We start from the raw sequence: 17,508 nt of genomic DNA, 5'->3' as shown, positions 1-17,508 counted from the left end.
ACAATGAAAAAAATATCCTTAGTGATGAGCGAAAAACAAATGAACCAAAATGTCGCAGGTACTTTGCCTGCACAGCGGCGTGTAGGTTCAATAAGCGCACTATTTGCGGTAGCGATTGCCTTGTCTGCCTGTGGTGGTGGCTCCGGAGGGGGTAGCGATGAACCGACCATAACCCCCCCACCAACGACGACACCGCCAGACGGTGGTAATGATGGTGATTCCCAAGGTGCATGGAGTTTTCGGGATATCACTGCCTCCACCGGCCTCTCCCACCAGTGGGGCATTGTTGGGGCGAGCGAATCAAATCCTGAAAGCGAACCCGAACTCTTCTCTGGCGGTATTGCCGTGGGTGACTACGACAATGACGGCTTGATCGATATCTTCATCGATTCCGGCAATCGCGAGCCCAGCAAATTGTTCCGCAACCTGGGTGGCAACCGCTTTGAAGAAGTTGCGGCCGCGGCAGGGGTAAAACTGGAAAACCATCGAGGTAGTGGTCCCACGTTCGCTGATGTAAACGGGGATGGCTGGTTGGACCTGTTTGTGGGCGGCATCGCTGGCGATGGCAATCGTCTGTTCATCAACAATGGCGATGGCACATTTCTGGATGCAACCAACTCCTCCGGCTTGACCATGGCGGCCCCCAACACCGTATCGGCGGCTTTTGGTGATCTCAATGGTGACGGTTTCCTGGATTTGGCGGTTGCCCACTGGGGCAACGAGGTTAAGCCGGAGACTGAAACCATCTGGCTGGGCAATGGCAGTGGCTATTTCTCTGACGCCAGCGAGTCTACGGGGATCGCTGCGCAGTTGCACACCACGGACGCAACCGGCGTCGCTGGTGTGAAAGACTACTCGTTCACCCCGACATTTGCTGACTTCAATAATGACGGCTGGCCAGATTTGGCCATGGTTGGTGACTTCGCTACCAGTAAGTATTTTATCAATGACGGAACCGGTCGCCTGATGGATGCGACGGCTGGCCAGTTATCCGACGAGTTCGGTATGGGTAGCGCCGTTGCAGACTACGACAATGATGGCGATCTCGACTGGTTTGTTACATCTATTTTCGAAACCTCTGACTTCGGCATCGCCAAAATAGGCAACCGCCTGTATCAGAATGGCGGTGGCTATTTCGATGATGTGACGTTTGCTGCGCGGGTTGAAGATGGTGGCTGGGGCTGGGCCGCCTGTTTTGCAGATTTCAATAATGATGGTGCGCTGGATATTTTCCATACCAATGGATGGTATGAGGCCGCGCAGTATGATCCGGAGAATCAGGACTATCACGTCGACCCGAGCAAGCTCTATATCAACGATGGCAGCGGTGTTTTTGCGGAAGAGGCTGAGTTGCGCGGTATTACGGATACAGGGCAGGGGCGTGCGGTAACCTGTTTTGACGCTGACAACGACGGCGATATTGATCTACTGGTCGTCAATAACGACTCGCAAGGCAACAGCTTCATTCTTTATGAAAATGTCGGTGGCAACGAAGTCGGCAATCACCTCAGTGTGTCTCTACGCACGGCGGTGAATAACACCGAAGCCGTTGGCGCTCGTGTCTATGTGACCGCCGGTGGTATGACGCAAATGCGGGAAGTGCACATCGGTAGCAACTTCACCAGCCAGAATCCTCAGACGTTGTATTTCGGGCTGGGTGACGCAGATAGCGTCGATGTCCTGCGCGTCCGCTGGCCAGATGGCTCCGAAGAACAAATCGGCAACTTCCCGGCCAATCAGTGCCTGCGCATTTCGCCAGCCGGAGACGAGGTGCCGTTGGCAGGTGATCACTGCATGGTGCCTGCAGAGGAATGGCAGCCCGTGGAAGGGGAAGACCCCTCGCCTGACGATTCTCCCGCAGAGCCGCCGCTGGCAACGCCGGGTGTCGGCGTTGATGCAAAAGACGTGGCGCCATCAGTGGCCCGTCAGTGGAGCGAGGTTCTGCTGGAGGGCGTGCGCAACGACTTCGCCCGCCCCACCGTGCATGCGCGCAACCTGTTCCACATTTCTGCGGCCATGTACGATGCATGGGCAGAACTCAGTGACGCCGGCGCGCAGCACTATCTTCTCGGCCAAACCCTTAACCAGTTTAGCTGTGCGCTTGATGCCCACAATATTCCTCGCTCCTTGCCTGCGCAGCAAACCGCTGTGTCCTATGCTGCGTACCGGATAATTGAGCATCGCTTCTTCCGTTCACCGGGTAAAGCGCACACCATGGCGCTGGCGGATGAGCTGATGGAGTCATTGGGATTGGACCCGCAGTTTGTTGCCAAAGACTACCGCACCTACGGTGCCGCGGCGCTTGGTAATCATGTGGCCGACTGTTACATACAGTACGGTCTCCAGGATGGCGCAAACGAGCAGGGCAGCTATGCCAACCTGTTTTATGATCACATCAACGGCATTATCGAGCCGGAAAAACCCGGTAACCCCAATGCCATTGCCAACAGCGACTGGAACAGTTGGCAGCCCATCTCCCTGAGTGAATCGATCGACCAGTCTGGCAACCTGGTGAGCGATACACCGCCTTTCTTGAGCCCGGAGTGGGGCAATGTATTGCCGTTCTCGCTGACGGATGGTGATGCGTCCATTCAGACCCGTGCCGGTGATACCTATAAAGTGTATTTCGATCCGGGCAAGCCGCCGCTGCTGGGCACCTCGACATCCGATTTCTACCAGTGGAACTTCGCCCTGGTTGCGGCCTGGTCAGCGCATCTGGATCCCGCCGATGATGTATTGATTGATATTTCCCCTCGCAGTATCGGTAATAACCCGGCGTTTCCGGCTGCGGCAACGGTTGCGGAATACGAGCAGTTCTATCAGTTCGAAAATGGCGGTGATGCCAGCCGGGGTTACGATGTGAACCCCGTTACCGGCGAGCCCTACGCACCTCAAATGGTGAAACGCGCGGATTACGCGCGGGTACTTGCGGAATTCTGGGCAGACGGCCCGGACTCCGAGACGCCGCCGGGGCACTGGTTTGTGCTGATGAACGATATCTTCGATCACCCGGAATTTGAGCGCCGTTTCCAGGGAGAGGGCGAGCTGATCGGCCCGCTGGAGTGGGACGTGAAAGCGTATTTTGCGCTCGGCGGCACCATGCATGACGCCGCAATTTCAGCCTGGGGCATCAAGGGTTACTACGACTACCTGCGACCGGTATCGGCGATCCGGTTGATGGCGGACCTGGGGCAGAGCAGCGACACAACGCTGAGTAACTATCACCAGTATGGAATTCCGCTGCGTCCCGGCTTCTCCGAAATTGTGCAGGAGGGTGACCCTCTGGCGGGGGCAGGCAATGAGCATGTGGGCAAAATCAAGCTCAAGTCCTGGCGTGGTCCCGACTATATCTCCGATCCTGCAACCGATATGGCCGGTGTTGACTGGATACTGGCAGAGAATTGGTGGCCTTATCAGCGCCCGACGTTCGTGAGCCCGCCTTTTGCCGGTTACATCTCCGGGCACTCCACGTATTCCCGCGCCGCAGCCGAGATGTTGACCCTGTTGACCGGCAGCCCGTACTTCCCCGGTGGCATGAGCGATTACCGCGCGCCGGCGAACGAATTCCTGGTGTTCGAGGAAGGACCAGAGAGTGACGTCGTCCTGCAGTGGGCCACGTATCGTGACGCATCGGACCAGTGCAGCCTGTCACGTATTTGGGGCGGTATCCACCCGCCGGTGGATGACATTCCCGGGCGGATTATCGGTGAGAAAATCGGCAAGCGCGCATTTGAAAAAGCCGCAGGCTACTTCAGCCATGGCCAGTAAAAGGCGTCATCCCGCAGTGCTGCGCAGCACCAGGCTATTTGCATTGACTGCAGTGGTCGTGCTCTCTGCCGGATGCGGCGGCGGTGGTGACAGCTCGGCCGAGCGTGCGCCAGAGCCAGAAGTGTCGCCGCCACCCACCACGCCTCCTGCGGATCCCGAGCCGGAATCCGAGGAGGGGAATGAAGAAGGCAGCTGGCAGTTCGTTCGACTGGGTTCAGAGACCGGATTGGTGCACCAATGGAGCATAAACGGTGCAACCGATAATTCGGAGGTGACGCAGGCCGAGTTCTTTGGTGGCGGTATTGCGGTCGGTGATGTTGATGGGGACGGCTGGCTCGATCTCTATATCGACTCCGGTAATCAAGTCCCATCCAAGCTGTTTCGCAACCTTGGGGACAACCGCTTTGAGGAGATCGCGGCCGAGGCCGGTGTGCAGTTGCACAATCACCGCGGGAGCGGGCCCACCTTTGCGGACGTAAACGGTGATGGATGGATCGACCTGTTTGTGGGTGGCCTTGAGGGTGATGGTAACTACCTGTTTGTTAACCGTGGTGATGGCACATTTACGGACCAAAGCATCGCGTCTGGCTTGCGGACAAAGGCACTGAATACGGTGTCGGCCGCCTTCGGCGATTATGACCTTGATGGTCACTTGGATATTGCACTCAGCCATTGGGGCAATCCGTTTTCCAGTGAGACAGAAACCCTGTTTCACGGCAATGGTGACGGCACCTTCGAAGACGTGAGTCGAGAGAGTGGTATCGCCGATCAGGTATTGAGTGAAGGCGTTTCGGGTATAGAAGGGGAGCGGGACTATAGCTTCACCCCGACCTTTGCCGACCTCAACAACGATGGTTGGCCCGACCTTGCGATGGTGGGCGATTTCGGCACATCAAAGTATTTCCTGAATGATGGCCTGGGGCGCTTTACCGATGCGACCAACGGCCAGTTAACCGATGAATTCGGTATGGGCAGTGCGATAGGCGACCTGGATAACGACGGCGACCTCGATTGGTTTGTCACCAGTGTGTACGAGTTCAACGATTATGCCGTAACCAATATCGGGAATCGCCTCTACCATAATCACAGTGGAAATTTTAGCGACGACACGTTTTATGCGCGCGTCGAAAATGGCGGTTGGGGCTGGGGCGCTTGTGCGGCGGACCTGAACAGCGATGGTCACCTGGATATTTTTCACACCAGTGGCTGGTACGAAGCCGCTGGACAGGAAAATCCCGACGCAGGCGACGAAGACGCTAGCTCCGTAGAAGATGCTGCATCCGCCAATCGAGCATTTGTAGCATTGGGTGATGGCCGGTACACAGAGCGGGCGGTGGAACTCGGCTTGCGCGAAGTCAAACAAGGCAGAGCCGTGGTCTGTTTTGATTCTGACAGTGATGGCGATATTGACCTGTTGGTTGTCGCGAATGATATGGAGTCCAATTCGGTGACCCTGTATCGCAATGACGGCGGTGCAGAAGCGGGTAATTACCTGCAGGTCCGATTACAAGGTAAGAGTGAAAATTCGCAGGCCGCTGGCGCAAGGGTTTATCTAACGGCAAACGGAATCACGCAGATGCGTGAAGTGCAAATGGGCTCCAACTTTACCAGTCAAAATCCCACGATTCTGCACTTCGGTTTGGGGAGCGCGACAGTGGTTGCCAAGCTGAAAGTTCGATGGCCAGACGGCAGAGAGCAAACGGTTGATGTCGGCGAAGTGAATCAACGGCTGGTTATTCAAGAGTGAAGGGACTGCGTACCGCAATGAAAGTTCATAACAGGGTAATCAATAAATTTTTTGCTGTGCTGGCACTTTGCGCTGTGCTGCCACTGGCAGTAAATGCTGCTCCGCTGCGTGTGATTGTCGATGCAGATACCGCAAACGAAGTGGATGATCTGTTCGCCGTCACCCGCGCCGCGGTTGCCCAAGAGTGGGATCTGTTAGCGGTGACCGCCGCCCAGTGGCAGGCAAGTCACTGGACAATCCCAGAGTCAATGGAGGAAAGCCATCGCCTCAACCAAATGATCCTTGCGCATCTGCAGTCCGACGTGCCGACATTCCGCGGCGGTAAAAGCCGACTGTACGACTGGGGCGACCAGGCTCAGCATTCTGCGGCGGCCTACCAGATTATCCGGCAGGCCAAAGCCACGCCGGCCGGGGAAAAATTACAGGTATTGGCGTTGGGGTCGCTGACGAACGTCGCTTCCGCATTGTTGATTGACCCGGCTATTTCCGATCGCATCGTCGTGCACTGGCTCGGGTCGCAGTTGGATCCGGTCAGTGGCAAGCATCGCATTGACGATTTCAACTGCATGATGGACATCCAGGCGCTGTTCAAGGTGTTCGAGAGCTCGGTGGAGCTGCATGTGATGCCGCTGAATGTGGCAGCGGACCTCACCATGGACTATCAGAGCGTGGACAATGCACTGGCTGGCCGTCATCCGCTCGCTGATTTTCTGGTGGATCGTTGGCAGCGACATGTTGATCCGCTGAAAGCGCGCAGAGTCATCTGGGATCTTGCTCTGGTATACGCCGTGTTGAATCCGGCATTGGCCCGGGAAAGGAAATTAGTTACGCCCCAGCTATTGGGGGAGCGCGAGGTCTGGTTTTACAGTCATATTGATGCAGAGGCGATGAAAGGGGATTTCTTTGCGACGGTGGCCAAGCAATGGCCGGTGTCACCCGTGAACCTGTCCGATAACTGATATGGCGCCCCTACTGGGGTGCCAACCAGACTTGCCATACAAAACGACAAAATCAAGTAAACAGGTAAAGCAATAATGAACGTACTTGCGAAATTTGCCGGAATCCTGGGGATACTGGGAAGTGCGACATCTGCACTGGCCATGGATGTGGCGGAGCCAAAGCAATCGGCGTCGGGCGATGCAAAGCCCAACATCGTTTTTATTCTCACCGATGACCAGCGCTGGGATGCGGTGGGTTATGCGGGCAACGAAAATATCCAGACCCCGAATATTGATTCCCTTGCGGAGCAGGGCACGCGCTTTAACAATGCCTTCGTGACAACCTCCATCTGCGCTGCCAGCCGTGCGTCCATTATGACGGGCCTGTATGAGCGAAAGCACGGCTTCACATTCAACGAGCCGCCGCTGGCGAAAGAATTTATCGACAACAGCTATCCGAAGCTGCTGAAAGATGCCGGGTATCAGATCGGGTTTGTGGGCAAGTTCGGGATGCAATTCGAGGACGAATTGGACAAAACGCTGTTCGATTTCTACAAACGTCCGGGAGAAGAAACCGAGGCCGGACGTTACTACGAACTGAACCTGAAAACCCATCGCCATGAGCACACCACGGCCCGTATTGGTGACCTGAGTGCCCAGTTTATCCGCGAAAGCGCGGCGTCTGGTAAGCCGTTCAATCTTTCCGTGAGCTTTCATGCTCCACACGCGGACGATCACGACCCCAATCAGTTTGTCTATCCACGAGATTTAGCCTTCCTGTATGAGGATGTCACGATACCGGAGCCACCACTGGCGGATGACGCATACTTCGATGCGCAGCCAGAGTGGGTCAAGAACAGCATCAGTAAGGACCGCTGGTACTGGCGCTTCGATACCCCACAGAAATACCAGGAAATGGTCAAAGGCTACTATCGCATGATCAGTGGCCTGGATCGGGAAGTGGGCAAAATAGTACGCGAACTTGAAAAGGCCGGTGTCGCCGACAATACCATCATTATGTTTATGGGCGACAACGGTTACTTCCTGGGCGAGCGTCAGCTGGCAGGAAAATGGCTGCTGTATGAAAACAGCATCCGGGTGCCTTTCTTCGTCTACGATCCTCGCCGCAAGGGCATGGATGTCGACAAAATGGTGCTGAATATCGACGTGGCGCCGACCATTCTCGAGTTGGCGGGTATCGATGTCCCTGAATTGATGCAGGGGGAAAGTGTACGCCCTCTGATGGACGGAAAACTGTCCGGCTGGCGCACCGAGTTCCTCGGTGAGCACCTGATGAATACCGACTGGATTCCAAAAACCGAGGGTGTTCGCACAGAGCAGTACAAATACCTGCGTTACCCGCAGCATCCGGGCTATCAGGAGCTGTATGACCTGAAGCAGGATCCGCTGGAGGCGCAAAACCTGGCAAGTATGCCGGAGCATCGCGAGACATTGGCAATGCTGAGTGCCCTCACGGACAAATTGATCGAACAGGCCTCCAACTGAGGGTTATTCGGTAAGTAAGTTTTCGAACGTCTTCTCTCGTTAGGCCGCTCAATGCAGGGTGTTGAGTTGGCCTTTTTTTTGAGAAATTTTGGTGGGCCATCACTATGTTAAGTCGCAAATTATTACGTTATTCAGTATTGCTGGCGCTTGGAATGTGCGCGCTGAACGGCAATGCCACACCGGGGGCGGAAGAAGGGCAGCGGGTACAGGGAAAGCCCAACATCATCTTTATTATGTCGGATGATCACGCCTATCAGGCGGTCAGTGCCTACGGGTCGGAGCTGATCGAAACCCCGAATATTGATCGTCTCGCCGAGGAAGGTGTTCGTTTTGATAATGCCAGCGTCACCAATTCTATTTGCGCCCCATCAAGGGCGACGATCCTGACGGGAAAGCACAGTCACCTGAATGGCAAAATCGATAACAATGCTCCCTTCGATGACTCGCAGACCACATTCCCCCAGTTGCTGAAGCAGGCGGGTTACGCCACGGCCATGTTTGGCAAGTTGCACTTTGGTAACAACCCGAAGGGCGTTGATGAGTTCATGATTCTTCCGGGGCAGGGCGACTACATTAACCCGGACTTTGTTACCCCGCAGGGGACGGTACGTAAACAGGGCTACGTCACCGATATCATAACGGACGAGACGCTGCATTGGCTCGAGCAGCGGGACTCCAGTAAACCGTTTTTCCTCGCGTATCTGCACAAAGCGCCGCATCGTCCCTGGTGGCCGCGGGCAGACAAGTTTGCTGAATTTTACGAAAAAGAGTTCCCCTACCCGGAGACCTTGCTGAGTGATAACCGCGGGCGCGGAACGGCAGCACAGACTGCCGAGATGTCGCTGCTGCGGGACATGCGCTATTCCCATGATTCCAAAATTTTCCCAGAGACGTACGCGGCCATGGAATCGGTAGAGCCGCCCATTCCACCCTCCAGCTGGGGGTTTGAGGAGCCGTTCAATCGCAGGGTAACGCCTGAGCAGCGTGCGGCCTACATGCCGACATTAAAGAAGATCAATGAAGATTTTCGTACCAACTGGCCGCGCATGACCGATGAAGAGAAAATCCGATGGAAGTACCAGCGCTATATGCAGGACTACCTGGCTACCATCTCATCTCTGGATGACAACGTCGGGCGCTTGCTGGATTACCTGGACGCGACCGGCCTGAGTGAAAATACTCTGGTGATGTATACCTCGGACAACGGGTTCTATCTGGGTGAAAACGGGTGGTTCGACAAACGGTTTGCGTATCGCGAATCCTTCCATGTGCCACTGTTGGTGCGGTGGCCCGCAAAAGTACCCGCAGGGAATGTCTCGGATGAACTGGTGCAAAACCTGGATTTTGCGCCCACCATCCTGAACGCGGCCGGTGCCGAAGTGCCCGGCGATATGCAGGGGCTGAGCCTGCTAGAGATTCTTCAGAACCCCGAGTCAGAACTAGGGCGCGATGCAGTTTACTACCACTACTACGAATATCCCGCGGTGCATATGGTCAAGCGACACTACGCGATGGCCACCAAAGACTACAAGCTGATTCACTTTTACCACGACGTCGACGAGTGGGAGCTCTACGATCTGAAGCGAGACCCCTCGGAGCAGCACAATGTGATAGACCGTCCAGAGTATGCAGAAGAGCTGAAAAGACTGCGGGCCAGACTGGAACGGTTGAGAGCACAGGTGGGAGATTCGACTGAGCTTGATCGTCACTTTATCGAATTGACTGGCGATGCAGATGCACCGGACTGGTTCCGGCAGGTCGACGATAGTGTCGAGGCCAAACGGAAGCGATAAATTTATTTTTAATGAACTTGTTGTTTTGTATTCGGACGGTGTGAAATTTTGGAGTGAGTATGAAACGTTTTCTGTTGTTTTTGTGGTTTCCCATACTATCGGTAGGTTTCGCTCCGCTGGCTGGAGCTGGCGACTGGTTTAGATATAAGTCCGATAATTTTACGGTCTACTCAGATGCCTCACAAAGTGAGGTTGAGGAAATGATTCAGAATACTGAACGGTTCCGAGTGGCAGCGCTACGCTTCACTGGAATTGGCGACTTTAAGGAGAATGAAAGGCTTCGCATTTTTTACTTTGATGACTCGAATTTTTTTCAGAGGTTTGGAAAAAAACGTAACGTGTCTGGTTTTTTTTACTCGACTATAGATGGCCCTGTAATTTTTGCGCGCGACGTGGGCAATAATGCAGAGGTTTCTGAGTTGATGTTCCATGAGTACACGCATCACTTGATGAGAGAGCGCAGTATGTTGCGCTACCCTCGCTGGTATTCGGAGGGTTTTGCAGAGCTTCTATCTTCGGCTGAAGTGCGGAAGGATTATGTGCGCATTGGCAATGTGCCTATTCGAATCCGGTATTCATGGTCGGTGCCCGGTTTTCGTCCGTTGGACATTGTTCAGTTGCTCGAGCCGGAAGATCGTTCGGATCCACTTTATCAAAACAACTTCTATGCCACTTCCTGGCTGCTTACCCATTACTTGCAAATGGGTAAATATGCCGGGAATCCGGATTACTTGCGCAATACTCGCGAATATCTAAATGCGGTATCTCGTGGTGAGAATCCCGTTGAGGGGTTTTCGAAGTACTTTGGCCGTACACTCGAGGAAATGCAAAAGGAGTTGAGGCGGTATCGGAAAGATGACGTGTACGCATTTCGCTACAAAGTATCTCCCTATACAAACGGCATAGAGCGGTCAAGCTTGAGCGACGACGATGTCGCCTCTCTTTTAGTTGAGCAGGCTTTCGCTCGGGGGAAGGAGGATCTTGCAAGGGAGCTGATCACAGAGTTGGGTTCAGTTGAAGATCTGCCTCTAAATTTGAAGGTTCAATCGGCAATTTTGAGTGGCCATCAAGAAGATTTTTCAGTAGCCCATCAGCTATTTGACGACATTGAGGCTGACGAATGGATGGGTGCTGAAACAGCGGAATTGCTATCGCACCTGCACTTAGACTTACTAGGCGTGGAAGTTGAGAAAGGAGGTTGGAGCGATGAGCACTACCGGTCAGCCATACAATACGCGAAGTTGTCAATTGATGAGGATCCCGGTTACCTAAGCGGCTATCGGTGGCTATGGGAAGCATACAAGCTAGCCGGTGAGCATCTCTCTGCGGTGCAAACAATGATGGCAGCATATGAACATTCTCCGAGAAGCTTGAGCCTTAATCGCGAGATTGGTTTTTATGTTGCCGAGTTACGCCAGATTGACTTGGCAAAGCCCTATCTAGAGATAGTTTCGGTGTGGAGTCACTCGGAAGAGGATCGGGATCGTGCGAATGAGTATCTTCGACAACTTATAGGCCAAGAGGATACTGCCGATGAGTCTGAAACTGACAAAGGTTAAGAATTGTGGCTCCTCGTGGGGACATTTTTCTGAAAACCAAATTTCAGGCGTGAGTCGTAGACCGCTTGCAGTGCTGATGTAGCTCAATGGCCGCCATCACAATATGATACAGCGTGGTGGCGGGTGCTGTGGCATTGAAGATGCAGTTGTCGGTGTCTAGATGTTCAATGTGTGCGCCTGGTGTAGGCGCACACAGGTACCATTCGAACAGGTTGTCGATCGCTTCTACAGCGATGGCCTCTGCCTTTGGGTCGCCATTACGCGCCTGCACCAGGCTGGCCTTGATGAGTTCGGTTACCACCCAGCAGCGCTTTTTCCCATCGAGAATTTTCCCTTCCGCGGAAACGGCGTCGTACAGTAGCCCGGTGGCATCGCGCCCCAGTGCGAGGCCGTGGTCGTAGAGAGGCGTTGTCCATTGCTGCATGGAGCGGCCCGTACGTCGTCCGTACCAGTCGAGCAGCCAGACCCACTCCATCATATGTCCGGGCTCTACGATGTCCCCGAGACGGTCGCCGCGTAATTTCCAGTCGTGCTGGAAATACTCAAACAGCACTTGCCTGTCGGCGTCGTAGAGCCGGGTCTGGAACAGCGAGACCAGTTCGCCCGCACGTGCCAGCCAGTGTGCTCCAGCGCCCGCGTCATACAGGGCGAGGCATGCCTCGAGCATGTGCATATGGGGGTTTTGGCGGCGGTAGTCGGTTTCGTAGTCGCCTTCTATCCAACCGCCGCGCACGGACCCGAAGCGTCGGTCCAGGTGTTGGATCAGGGCGTCGGCCCGTTTTAGTGCCGCTGAATCCTGGTTCAGGCGGAAGTACCAGGCGTTTGCGAGCAGAATAAATGCGTGGTCGTACAGGTCCTGGGAGGTGTCCAGGACGCGAAAGTTGTGGTCAAACGTGCGTACATAACCCCCACCTACGGCCTGATTCTGGCCCTCTGACTCAAGAAAACCGAGTATGCCGCGGGCAATCGTCTCCCCCTGCGCCCACCACCCAAACTCGGCCGCCGCGGCGAACACAAAGGCCTGACGTGCCTGCACCCGCATCCGCACTTGGCTCAATTTATCGGCAGTCCCGTCCGCGAGCAGTCGCTCATAGTGCGCACCATTCGCCGGGTTTATACCGCGCGAGGCCCACAGGGGCAGGGCGTGCTGGGCAAGCCACGACGTGAGGCGTTCGGCCCGGGCGGCAAGGGAGGGGGACGTAAGGTAGCGAGAGGCGTTGGTGGCGTTCACGGGGCTTCTTCTTATCGTTTTTTGATGATCAAAAAGTGTTAGTTACAATCATAATAAATCATGTGTAAGCTTAAGCAATCAGTTTAAGTGCACCATCTTTTCCAGTGGTGGGGCCGTACGGGTGCCGGAACGTGGGTGCCGATGATTCGATGAGTTTGATTCGAGGAGGTGCCGAGTGGCTGGCATTGAGCAGGATGGTGTGGAGAGTGCTGTTGAGAGGGGTATGGAGAGGGATATGAAGAGAAACCGGCTGTCACAGCCGGGTTACCTCGGAGTGGATATCGGCGGCACCAAGTGTGCTGTGGTGTTGGGGGACGCGGCGCTCAATGTGGTCGACCGCGTGTCGTTTGCCACGGAAGTCGCGCGCGGCCCCGACCGCATTATCAAGGCATTACTGGAGAGTGCGGACTCTCTGCTGCAAAAGCATGGCCTCACGTCCAACGGCCCCGGTGGAATCAAGGCGATTGGCATCAGCTGTGGCGGGCCACTCGATAGCGCGCGGGGACTGATTCTGTCACCGCCCAACCTACCCGGGTGGGATGGCGTACCGATTACGCGCTATTTCTCGGAGCACTTTGGTGCTGTCACGGCGTTGCAGAATGATGCCAATGCCGGTGCGCTTGCCGAGTGGATGCTCGGTGCCGGGCGCGGTGTGCGAAATCTGGTGTTTCTCACGTTCGGAACCGGGCTGGGTGCTGGCCTGATTCTGGACGGCCGCCTCTATGCAGGGACCAACGATCTCGCTGGCGAGCTGGGACACTGGCGACTCGCAGACGATGGCCCCCAGGCGTTTGGCAAGTGTGGCTCGTTTGAGGGTTTCTGCAGTGGTGCGGGCATTGCACAGCTGGCGCAACAGCGGGCTCGGGACGCGCTGGCGCAGGGGCGGGCAGTGGCCTTCGCGGAGGACGTGCGATCCCTGGAGCGAGTAACCACCAAAGATGTGGCCGTGGCCGCAAAAAATGGTGATCCGCTGGCGCTCGACATCTTCGCGGAATCTGGTCGCAAACTGGGCGCGGGCCTGTCACTGCTGATTGATCTCCTAAACCCCCAGAGGGTGGTGATCGGCAGTGTCTTTGCCCGGTGCCAGGATCTGATCTACCCCCATGCACTACAGGTGATGGAGGCTGAGGCCCTCGCGCCCGCCCTGCGGGTGTGCGAGGTGGTCCCCGCTGCGCTGGGCGAGGCAATTGGCGATGTGGCGAGTTTATGCGTCGCACAGTACGCAGCACACACGATGCAGGGCGAAGGTGTCACAACCGCGTTCCAGGAAAACGAATTTGAAGCGATGACCTAGGTGTGTGCGAAGGCGCGTACCTGATTTACCACCCGATAACAATAAACAGGCGAAAAAATGGCGATTTCAACTTCCCAAGATGCTGTAGCGGTATCTGCTCCCAGTAGCACCGGCTATCTGGTTCCACTGGCGTTTCTCACCATTCTCTTTTTCATGTGGGGGTTCATTACCGCCCTCAACGATGTGCTGATTCCCCACCTGCAAAATGTGTTCAGTTTGACGAACCTGCAAGCGCTGCTGGTTCAGTTTGCCTTCTTTATTGCCTACTTTATTGTGTCGTTTGTGTACTTCGTTTATGCGTTAAAGGCGGGCGACTTGCTGGTGCGGTTTGGCTACCAGAATGGTTTGAGTGTGGGCCTTGCCGTCATGTCGGTGGGCTGCGCCTTGTTCTGGCCGGCGGCGGAGTTTATGAGTTACGGGTTCTTCCTGGTTGCCCTCTTTGTGCTGGCGGGGGGAATGGCGGTACTGCAAATCGCGGCCAATCCCTATGTTTCCATTCTCGGCGAGCCCAAGGGGGCCTCGGCACGGCTCAACCTGTCGCAAGCGCTCAACTCGCTGGGTACGACATTGGCACCGGTGATCGGCGCCGCGCTGATTTTCAGTCATGTGGCGGCGGATGCGGACGTAAATACCGTGGTGCCCCCGTACCTGTTTATGGCAGCCACATTGCTCGCCATGGCGGTTTTCTTTAAGGTCGTGAAGTTGCCCAATCTGCATACTGCGGTAGCCCCAACCGAGAACCGTTACGGCGTGTTCCAGCATACCCATTTGCTTCTCGGTGCCTTGAGTATTTTCATGTATGTCGGCGCCGAGGTGGCGTTGGGTAGTGTGCTGATCAAGTATCTCGGTCTGCCGGAAATTGCCGGACTGAACGAAGTTCAGGCCAGCGTCTATCTGGCGCTCTACTGGGCAGGCCTGATGGTGGGCAGATTCTTGGGGGCCGCTGCATTTTCCGACTGGGCAAAGCGCAAAAGCGTGTACGGTTATTTCGCGGTCGTCACCGGCATCGCGTTTCTGTGTGTCGGTCTGCTGGTTGGCTGGCAGGCCGCGCAAATATGGAGCTTGCTCATTATCGTCAATATCGCTTTGATGGCGGTGTGTCGTTTTAAGCCAAACCGTACACTGGCGGGCTTTGGGGTTGCCTGTGTGGTGTTACTGTTGCTGGCGTTTTACCAGAAAGGCTTTTGGGCTCTGTGGTGCGTGGTCGCGGTGGGTCTGTTTAACTCCATTATGTGGTCGAACATTTTCACGCTGTCGATTCGTGATCTCGGCAGCTATACCAGCCAGGGTTCTTCGTTGCTGATTATGGCGATTCTGGGCGCGGCGCTGATCCCACCGCTGATGGGGTGGGTGGCAGATGCGTATGATCTGAATGTCTCGCTACTCGTGCCTGCGGCGTGCTACCTGTATATCGTCTTCTATGGGGCGAGAGGGTATCGTGCGCAAAAAAATAACTGGCTGGACGGTGCTCGCGACCTGTCTTGAGGTAGTTTGCTTGAGATGGCTTGCTTGAGGTGATTTGTTTTGAGGGCAATTTTGTGCTCAATTATTTAATCAGTCTAGCAGCGGCCTGCTCCTAAATCATATGCAGGCGAATTTACAGAAGGGGTGGTGCACTACCAAAAAAGAGGCGCTATGAATACTGATTTAACTCAAGAACAAATTGAATGCTATCGTGAAAACGGTTTTATCGTGATTGAAGATTTTCTTAATGAAGAAGAACTTAATCATTGGCGAAAAGTGGTAACCGAAGCCGTTGATAAACGTAAAGGCCGCGCTCTGCCCGATCGAGATGAGGTAGAGGAAGACGCAGATCGTACGTTTGTGGATAAAGTATTCGATCAGCTAATTAACCTTTGGCAAGACAACGAAGAAATTAAAAATATAATGCATGACGAGCGATTGGGCAAAATGGCTGCACAATTGGCGGGTGTGGATGGTGTTCGAATTTGGCACGACCAGGCGCTTTTTAAGCAGCCGTGGGGTAATCCAAGCACATTACACACAGATACACCTTACTGGTCTTTCCACAACCACGAGGCACTGTCTATTTGGGTTGCTCTTGACGATGCGACATTGCAAAACGGTTGCTTATATTTTCTACCTGGTAGCCACAAGGTGACGCACTTTGAACCAGCGGGTTTCTCATCAGATATGGATGAGTTATTTAAGAAATACCCGGAACTAAAAAAATACACTGCGGTACCCGCTGCGATGAAGGCGGGTAGTTGTTCATTTCACTGTGGTTTAACGGTTCATGGAGCGAATGCAAATATGACTCCCAATCCGCGGAGAGCCATGACCTGTGCCTATATGCCGGAAGGATCTGTTTTTAATGGACTGCGTAACATTTTAACGAAATCGCAATTTGAAAAATTAGAAAAAGGTGATTTGCTAGCGGACGATAATCAAAATCCACTGTTGTACTCTAAAAACCTAGATCGAAAGAACGTGTAAATCTCAGTGTCTTAACAAAGATAATGTTGCACGCTGTTGGTAGTTTGTGAACGGGCAGCTTTTATACGCCAGTAACGAAAATAAATAATTGGTGTTACCCATTAGCCGGCCCCGTCAACTGGGTGACCCCAATTATACAGTCGGTGTAATGGAGGAGTCGCCTGCCGTGAATCTGATCTGCCGCACTAATTACACTGGGCAGATCTCCGTCACTAACCTTCATTTAGTTCTGATTCGATATCTTATAGCTCTGGGTCGTGTAGGTCGGGCCCTCCACATAAACCTTCTCCTTGCCAATTACGATCGGATCAATCCGCGGATAGCGCGCGGTGTAGTCTGCGTCCCAGCCGTGGTAGGCGATCCAGTCGTTGCCGCCTTCATCTTTGAACAGAAAGTGGTGCCCGGGGCCTTTCACCACTTCATTGGACTGTAATACGGTATTGGCGCCTTCCTTGAATGGGCCTTGGGGCGATTGGGCGGTGGCATAGCGGACTTTGTAGGTGTCGTCGGTCCAGGCGCCTTCGCTGAATGTCATGACGTAAGTGCCATCGATATTCTGAACGATGGGCCCTTCCTGCCAGCCGTACTGGTCGAATATTTTTACGGGCTTGCCGTCGACGCTTGTGGGGGAGGTCATCTTTTCCATGTAGATGTTGCCGGCGGTCAAGCCCGTGGCGTTGTACTGCTCGATGGTGTAGTACATATACATCTGGCCATCGCGGTCGCGGAACGGGTGTCCGTCGATGGAGCCGTGCGGGATCACGACACCAAGGTCCTTATATGGACCTTCAATGTCGCTAGCGACGGCGACACCCACGCGGTTGCCGCGATTGTTGGGTGAATCTTCTGGTGATGCGGTGTAGTAGAGGTAAAACTTGTCGTCGATCTCGATCACCTCCGGCGCCCAGAAGTGTTTCCAGTTCCAGTCTTCTGGTCCGCCCGGTTCTACCGCGCCTCGCACGAAGGTCCACTGTTGCAGGTCGGAAGATTTGTAGATCTGGATTCCCCGCCCGTCAGGCGCTTTCCCTGTGGCCATGAGGTAGTAAAACCCGTTGTGAAAATACACGCAGGGATCGGCGAGGTATTCTTCGATGATGGGGTTTTTCCAGGTGAGGGTGCGCTCACTTGCGCGCAAGTCTCCCGAGCAGGAGACGATTGCGCAAGTGGCGAGGCACAGGGCCAGGCGCGAAGTGTATTTAGAAAATTTCAACATGG

The 17,508-nt window shown here is 54.6% G+C and carries 11 protein-coding genes; 9 read left to right on the top strand and 2 right to left on the bottom strand.

Going from position 1 to position 17,508, the window contains the following annotated elements; all coding sequences use genetic code 11:
- Positions 1-39 precede the first annotated feature (39 nt).
- The 6 genes from AU182_RS16795 to AU182_RS12790 all read left to right on the top strand — a co-directional run bounded on the left by AU182_RS16795 (position 40) and on the right by AU182_RS12790 (position 11,311).
- Positions 40-3,768, top strand: a complete 3,729-nt coding sequence (locus AU182_RS16795; protein ID WP_227718254.1) for an FG-GAP-like repeat-containing protein — start codon at positions 40-42, stop codon at positions 3,766-3,768.
- Entirely contained in the window at positions 3,707-5,515 is a 1,809-nt protein-coding gene (locus AU182_RS12810; RefSeq protein ID WP_227718253.1) for a CRTAC1 family protein, read from the top strand. The genes AU182_RS16795 and AU182_RS12810 overlap by 62 nt, the downstream gene beginning before the upstream one ends.
- Before the next feature lie 17 nt (positions 5,516-5,532).
- Complete coding sequence (locus tag AU182_RS12805; RefSeq protein WP_066965841.1) at positions 5,533-6,474, top strand: nucleoside hydrolase; 942 nt, start codon at positions 5,533-5,535, stop codon at positions 6,472-6,474.
- A gap of 75 nt (positions 6,475-6,549) precedes the next feature.
- A complete protein-coding gene (locus AU182_RS12800; RefSeq protein WP_066965838.1) occupies positions 6,550-7,959 on the top strand; it encodes a sulfatase in 1,410 nt (469 codons plus the stop codon).
- Positions 7,960-8,111: 152 nt separating this feature from the next.
- Positions 8,112-9,752, top strand: coding sequence for a sulfatase/phosphatase domain-containing protein (locus tag AU182_RS12795; RefSeq protein WP_153039224.1), 1,641 nt, complete (start codon positions 8,112-8,114; stop codon positions 9,750-9,752).
- A 59-nt stretch (positions 9,753-9,811) separates the two neighbouring features.
- Positions 9,812-11,311, top strand: coding sequence for a hypothetical protein (locus AU182_RS12790; RefSeq protein WP_066965832.1), 1,500 nt, complete (start codon positions 9,812-9,814; stop codon positions 11,309-11,311).
- A 43-nt stretch (positions 11,312-11,354) separates the two neighbouring features.
- Here AU182_RS12790 and AU182_RS12785 read toward each other — a convergent pair whose 3' ends face one another.
- The gene (locus AU182_RS12785; RefSeq protein WP_066965829.1) at positions 11,355-12,542 is read right to left on the bottom strand and encodes an AGE family epimerase/isomerase; all 1,188 of its coding nucleotides are present in this window, start codon (positions 12,540-12,542) and stop codon (positions 11,355-11,357) included.
- Between the two features lie 235 nt (positions 12,543-12,777).
- On the opposite strand from AU182_RS12785, the gene AU182_RS12780 reads away from it, so the two are divergent.
- From AU182_RS12780 to AU182_RS12770, 3 genes are all read left to right on the top strand, one after another.
- Entirely contained in the window at positions 12,778-13,836 is a 1,059-nt protein-coding gene (locus tag AU182_RS12780) for an ROK family protein (protein WP_066965826.1), read from the top strand.
- Positions 13,837-13,893: 57 nt separating this feature from the next.
- Positions 13,894-15,321, top strand: coding sequence for a sugar MFS transporter (locus AU182_RS12775; RefSeq protein ID WP_066965823.1), 1,428 nt, complete (start codon positions 13,894-13,896; stop codon positions 15,319-15,321).
- Positions 15,322-15,471: 150 nt separating this feature from the next.
- Positions 15,472-16,293, top strand: a complete 822-nt coding sequence (locus AU182_RS12770) for a phytanoyl-CoA dioxygenase family protein (protein WP_066965821.1) — start codon at positions 15,472-15,474, stop codon at positions 16,291-16,293.
- 223 nt (positions 16,294-16,516) lie between these two features.
- Here the strand turns inward: AU182_RS12770 and AU182_RS12765 are convergent, their stop codons facing one another.
- Positions 16,517-17,506, bottom strand: coding sequence for a glycoside hydrolase family 43 protein (locus AU182_RS12765; RefSeq protein WP_066965817.1), 990 nt, complete (start codon positions 17,504-17,506; stop codon positions 16,517-16,519).
- Between the last annotated feature and the right edge of the window lie 2 nt (positions 17,507-17,508).

Origin of the sequence: Microbulbifer sp. Q7 (assembly GCF_001639145.1) — a bacterium.
In the GTDB taxonomy this organism is placed as follows: domain Bacteria; phylum Pseudomonadota; class Gammaproteobacteria; order Pseudomonadales; family Cellvibrionaceae; genus Microbulbifer.
The sequence above is the reverse complement of the archived record's forward strand: the minus strand, read 5'-3'. Positions and strand labels throughout refer to the sequence as shown.

Excerpts from the sequence above, each read along its gene's own strand:
- AU182_RS12805 (WP_066965841.1), top strand. The coding sequence starts at position 5,533 with ATGAAAGTTCATAACAGGGTAATCAATAAATTTTTTGCTGTGCTGGCA.
- AU182_RS12795 (WP_153039224.1), top strand. The coding sequence starts at position 8,112 with ATGTGCGCGCTGAACGGCAATGCCACACCGGGGGCGGAAGAAGGGCAG.
- AU182_RS12780 (WP_066965826.1), top strand. The coding sequence starts at position 12,778 with ATGAAGAGAAACCGGCTGTCACAGCCGGGTTACCTCGGAGTGGATATC.
- AU182_RS12775 (WP_066965823.1), top strand. The coding sequence starts at position 13,894 with ATGGCGATTTCAACTTCCCAAGATGCTGTAGCGGTATCTGCTCCCAGT.
- AU182_RS12790 (WP_066965832.1), top strand. The coding sequence starts at position 9,812 with ATGAAACGTTTTCTGTTGTTTTTGTGGTTTCCCATACTATCGGTAGGT.
- AU182_RS12770 (WP_066965821.1), top strand. The coding sequence starts at position 15,472 with ATGAATACTGATTTAACTCAAGAACAAATTGAATGCTATCGTGAAAAC.
- AU182_RS16795 (WP_227718254.1), top strand. The coding sequence starts at position 40 with ATGAACCAAAATGTCGCAGGTACTTTGCCTGCACAGCGGCGTGTAGGT.
- AU182_RS12800 (WP_066965838.1), top strand. The coding sequence starts at position 6,550 with ATGAACGTACTTGCGAAATTTGCCGGAATCCTGGGGATACTGGGAAGT.
- AU182_RS12765 (WP_066965817.1), bottom strand. The coding sequence starts at position 17,506 with ATGTTGAAATTTTCTAAATACACTTCGCGCCTGGCCCTGTGCCTCGCC.